General features: G+C 50.4%; 3 protein-coding genes. All 3 read right to left on the bottom strand.

The window, feature by feature from the left end; all coding sequences use genetic code 11:
• Nucleotides 1–192: 192 nt before the first annotated feature.
• Nucleotides 193–345 (bottom strand): hypothetical protein, encoded by a 153-nt coding sequence (locus ACKFKF_RS34355; RefSeq protein ID WP_446871849.1) that lies wholly within the window; start codon nucleotides 343–345, stop codon nucleotides 193–195.
• 114 nt (nucleotides 346–459) lie between these two features.
• Nucleotides 460–3,783 (bottom strand): DUF499 domain-containing protein, encoded by a 3,324-nt coding sequence (locus ACKFKF_RS34350; protein ID WP_446871848.1) that lies wholly within the window; start codon nucleotides 3,781–3,783, stop codon nucleotides 460–462.
• Nucleotides 3,784–3,921: 138 nt separating this feature from the next.
• The coding region (locus ACKFKF_RS34345; protein ID WP_446871847.1) for a hypothetical protein at nucleotides 3,922–4,687 on the bottom strand (766 nt) is incomplete at its 5' end.

The following is a 4,687-nucleotide window of genomic DNA, read 5'->3' as shown; positions in this document are numbered from 1 at the left end:
AGCAGAAAATGAATGATTTCTTGCAGGTTCTAAGTTTTTTGTCCTGTACTTAGGCGATCGATACACAAATCATTACAGAAGAATGACGAACGACGAATCACAACAGGCCAAGGTAAGCTCGTCTGTGAGAAGCTCTGGGGGTGTAAAAGCAATGCTAACTTGTCGTTGTGACTGTTTTGCCTATGCAGTTATTTAATTATTTGTAAGTTTTGCCAAATTAGAAATCACCTCAATGGGTACCTTTTCCAGTCCCTCAAGCAAGTCTTCGCGATCGCGAATCAGGTGAACCAATCGAAGCGGACGTACAATGAGCTTAAGATTAACTGCACTTGAATAGGCTTGCATGATTGTATTTGCTTGAAAAGCATTATCACCATCTGGCTTACTTAATTCCGTTTTTCCATCCCTTTAAGGGCGCGAGCACAACACTCACATATAGAAGATAGATCAAGACAATTATCAATCAGACTCAAACCCATAAGACTGAAATTTCAGCGTTTTGCAGTTTTCTGTGACAGTCCGAACTACTTGGTCAGACACACCATCAGGAAAATGAGCTTGGATTTCGATTTTGACTTCAACGTTGGCTCCCAAGATATCGGTGAGATGTTGGATAACCTCCTCAGCAATGCGTCCAGCGTCTTTGCCAACTCGATGTTGATCGACGATCGCTGAGGCAAAAAATCTTTGGAGTACCTGCTTTTCAACCTCTTTGTCAGGATAAGTTGCAGAGGCAGGATCTTTGACAACTATGGTACTGCCAGAATTTGTCGGCTTTTTAGTGGCTGTTGCAGTATTGCTTGCAGCATTAGCTTTTTGCTGCTCCCGCTCAACTTGTGCAAGTGCGATCGCGGGTTTGACTAAAAAGCTGGAGAGACTGACTGTGAAGTGAGTTCCACCAATCGTTACTAATCCTAAGTATTGATCTGTAGACTCATTGTATGAACCTGCATAGGCAAAGCCTTCACAGAGAAGTTTGCCGTGAAATGCTCCTGCGATCGCATCAAACAAACATTGCTGATCTCTCAATCTCGGCAAATAAGGATAGGTTGCAAACAGTTCTAAGAGTTGCTTGATTTGAATGCGATCTTTGCCTTGCCAAAGGTTATACCGCTCTAGATCGAGTTTGAGGCGATCGCCACCATAGCTGGGCAATAAGGTTTCATCGGAGGTAAGTTTTTTGCTGACTTTGCCAGCCAAGCTCGCGGTTTTGTCAGTTTGGGGAGCAAGCTTAATGGGGTCGAGATTGACTTCTTTGGTTCCCGCTTTTTCGGGGGCTTGTTCAGGAAAGATGCACCACATCCACGTTTCTTGAATTAAGCGACGGGCGATAATCTCAGCATCCTCCAGCTTTTTATTAACCTGTTTGACTTGATTGGTGGTGAGATCCAGTGAGGAATCTTGGCGAATGGACTGCCACGCGATCGCTTGCCGAACAGCTTCTTCTAGCGTGGTTAGTTTAGATTTGTCAGGCGCTAGAAAGACTAAGGTGTTTTTGAATAGCCTAGGCTGATTGCCTCGCTTATCTAAAATCTCTTGGACGATTTGTTGGGCTGGATTGTCTTCTGAGCTTTTGATGATGGGGTAATCAGGTCCCAGCAGCACCAGCCGAGCTTCTGTCTCATCGGCTATCTCATCGCCGGGGTTGGCATAAATGTGTAATCCTGCAAAATCCACTCGCTTGCGATTGTCAGCTTCTGCGCGGAGATACTCGACGATTTTGGCTTTTACGTTGCCGTCGTCTTGTTGTTGAGCGCGATCGTTTGCGAGTCGAGTGACGCTTGCTTGGGTCGAGTACCAATAGCGGCGAGAGTCTGAGTATAGATAGGTGGCTTTGCCGTCTAAGCGTCGGAGCGCGTCGCTGAAGGTGGCAACAGTTTCACCTGGTTGAACACATCCTAAGTTGATCTTTCGGTCTTCGATGCCGGGGTTTGGCCCTTGGGAGATAGGGGCAGAGCCAATGAAAATCGTCCGGGCAACGCGACGGCTAGCGGAGTAGCGACCTAGTGTTTGACTGTCTTGGTCGATCGTTCGAGGTGAAGAGTTTTGACCGTCGATATCTTTGTCGATGACGGCTTTCCATCCGTCTTCCAGGTAGTAGGTGAGGCTGTCGGCAACGGTGCGATCGTCGATCGGTAAGGTGGACGGCAAAATTAGCAGATTGCGATCGCCCTGCTCCCAAAGTGAATGGATCACCGATGCCATAAGGCGTAAAACGCCGCGAGTCTGCTGGAATTTTTCTAGAGAAGACCAATCACTATAAAGTCGCTCAAAGAGTTCGGGGTGAATGGGATAGCAGCTTTCCATTTTGTGCTGGTAGCTGAGTTCCTTTGTTTCGGATGGGAAATCATTCGGGTGTTGTTTGTAGGTAGTGAGAAAGCCTTTGAGGACTGCATCTCGTTCGGCAAACTGTTGGGCAGAGAGTGGCTCAAAAAGACGACGACGAATGATTTCATAACTCTCTTCGGCGCTGGCAGGTCGCCAACTGGTCTGCATTCGGTTGAAGGTGTGCTTTAGCGTATTTAAGGCAACTTGTCCGCCTTCCCCTCCGGCTTCTTGTTGAGATTTGGGTAAGCTGGCGACGATTAGCGTATTGGGGGTAGCGGTGGCGGCTTCGGTGAGGGCTTGGGCAAAGGTGAGATTGGCATCGAAAAAAGGCGTGTTGTAGACGTTGCGGATATAAGCAATCCACTCGTCGATGATGATCAGGGCGGGAGAGAATTGTTTGAACAGTCGGACTAGGGAATCGGTGCCCGGACTGGTACGATTTTGGTCAGCGTCTGCCACGATCGCGTAGCCTGCTTTTTTGCCCAATTGCCACGCCAACTCTCCCCAGATAGTGCGGATTTCGGTGCCGTCGGGTTTGGTGGAGCGTTCGTCTACGCCTAGTGATGTGCCGACAAATACGGCGGTGTGGACGACTTGGGGAATGTCGGTGACTTCTAAAGATTTGAGCAGTTGATCGACTCCGACTAGATTAGAGGCGACTTTGAGATTCTCGAAGAGGTGAAGCAGTGCTAAGAGAGAGTGAGTTTTGCCGCCCCCAAAGTTGGTTTGCAGTTCGATTACGGGGTCGCCTTGGTTGCGAAGTAGCCGCTTGATGGCGTTGCTGAGAAGCTCCTTTAAACCTTGCGTCAGGTGGGTGCGCTGATAAAACTCTCTGGGGTCTTGATATTCACTGGAGGCTTCACCGCGATGAACTTGTGCGAGATCGGCGGCGAATTCTGCTTTTTGGTAGTTGCCGGAGGCGACATCGGGGTGAGGGGAAACGATGTCTCGCCAGGGTTTGAGTCCGGCTTGGGGTTGTCCTTCTAATTTGGCGACATAGCGGGTGCGGTTTCGGGCTTGTTCTGCGTAGACATCTCGCTGTAAATCGACTCGGATTTTTTTGATCTCGTTGGCGAGGTTTGCCGCTGAGACTGCCATTAGCATTCGCTCGGCGGTGTCGAGGGCGCGATAGGTGTCATCTGACGAGAAGGGGCGTTCGTGTGCCCAGTCGTTGCGGGCGGCGAGAAGCTCGTTGAGCCACGATCGTTCGGTTTGCCCTAGTGTGCCGCGAAAAACGTCTTGCCAGGTTTGATTCATGACTTTGAGCAGCGCGTAGGTATCCCATTGAACAGTGCCGTCGCTGTCTGTGCCTAACTCGTCTCGAAGGATAGGTTGAACCTGCTTGAGCCAATCTTTGCCGTAGAACGCTTGAAATCGTTGTTCCGCGTAGGGAATCATTCCTTCTTTGAGGAGTTCTAGACCTCTTTGGACACGATCGCGGTTACTTAAGGGCATGGTAGGTAAGCAGGTAAGGATAAGAGAGGAGTGAGTTTTGTTACATTGTAGAAGCTGAGAGCAGAGTGTGTGCCTCAGATGCGATGGGTTTAAACTCTTCTCTAAAATACCCGCTGAGTTTTTTTCATCTTTATATTATTAAAATAATTGGGTTTGGACGGGTTGTTCTTGTCTGAGTGCGTCGGCGCGGATGATGATGTCTGACCAGGCGGTGACGAGGCTGTTGTAGGCGATCGCTTCTTCTGACCATTTTTTGCGATCGCAGATGGCGTAAAGTCGATAGGCTAGGTCTCTGGCGCTTTCGGCGAGGCTGCTGTTGCGCTGGTTGAGGCGGTTGAGGATGTGGGCGGGGGCGGTTTCTCCTCCGGTTTGTTGGTAGGCGCGGATCAGGTGTTGGGTGGCTTCCCAGATGCAGAGGCGTTTGTCTTGTAGGGGGTTCCAGTCTTGGGGGAGTTCGTCACGGCGCAAGATGCGGACTTTGCTGGCTTTGGAGGTGAGAATTCCGGCATCCATTACGCCTTGGACGGAGACGTTGCGGGCGGTGGCGAGGGTTTCGGCGATGCCGTATTCGCCTTCTGAGATGCCAAATTGCTCAAACCAGGTGATGGCGAAGCGGGTTTCGGGGTCGTAGTCGCCTGCTTGCTCGGAGAGGTATTGGTCGAGGGATTTGTTGATGAGTTGGAGGGCGGTGCGGACTGACATGGGGGAACCGTCGGCTTCCATGACTTTGCTGTAGCGGGTGTAGATTGCCATGCCGGGGCCGATGCTGGCTTGGGCCATGTCTACGGGGGCGATATTGCTGTGCTGGAGGGTTTTGAGGGCTTTGGGGAGTTCGTGTTTGAGGGCTTTGATGAAGTCGCCGCGTGTGGTGAGTTGCGCGGTAGATAGCTGTTTTCGGCAGACG

It is taken from the genome of Phormidesmis sp. 146-12, assembly GCF_052939495.1.
The sequence above is the reverse complement of the archived record's forward strand: the minus strand, read 5'-3'. Positions and strand labels throughout refer to the sequence as shown.

Bases quoted from the DNA above. Each gene is read 5' to 3' on its own strand.
- ACKFKF_RS34350 (WP_446871848.1), bottom strand. From the start codon at position 3,783: ATGCCCTTAAGTAACCGCGATCGTGTCCAAAGAGGTCTAGAACTCCTC.
- ACKFKF_RS34355 (WP_446871849.1), bottom strand. From the start codon at position 345: ATGCAAGCCTATTCAAGTGCAGTTAATCTTAAGCTCATTGTACGTCCG.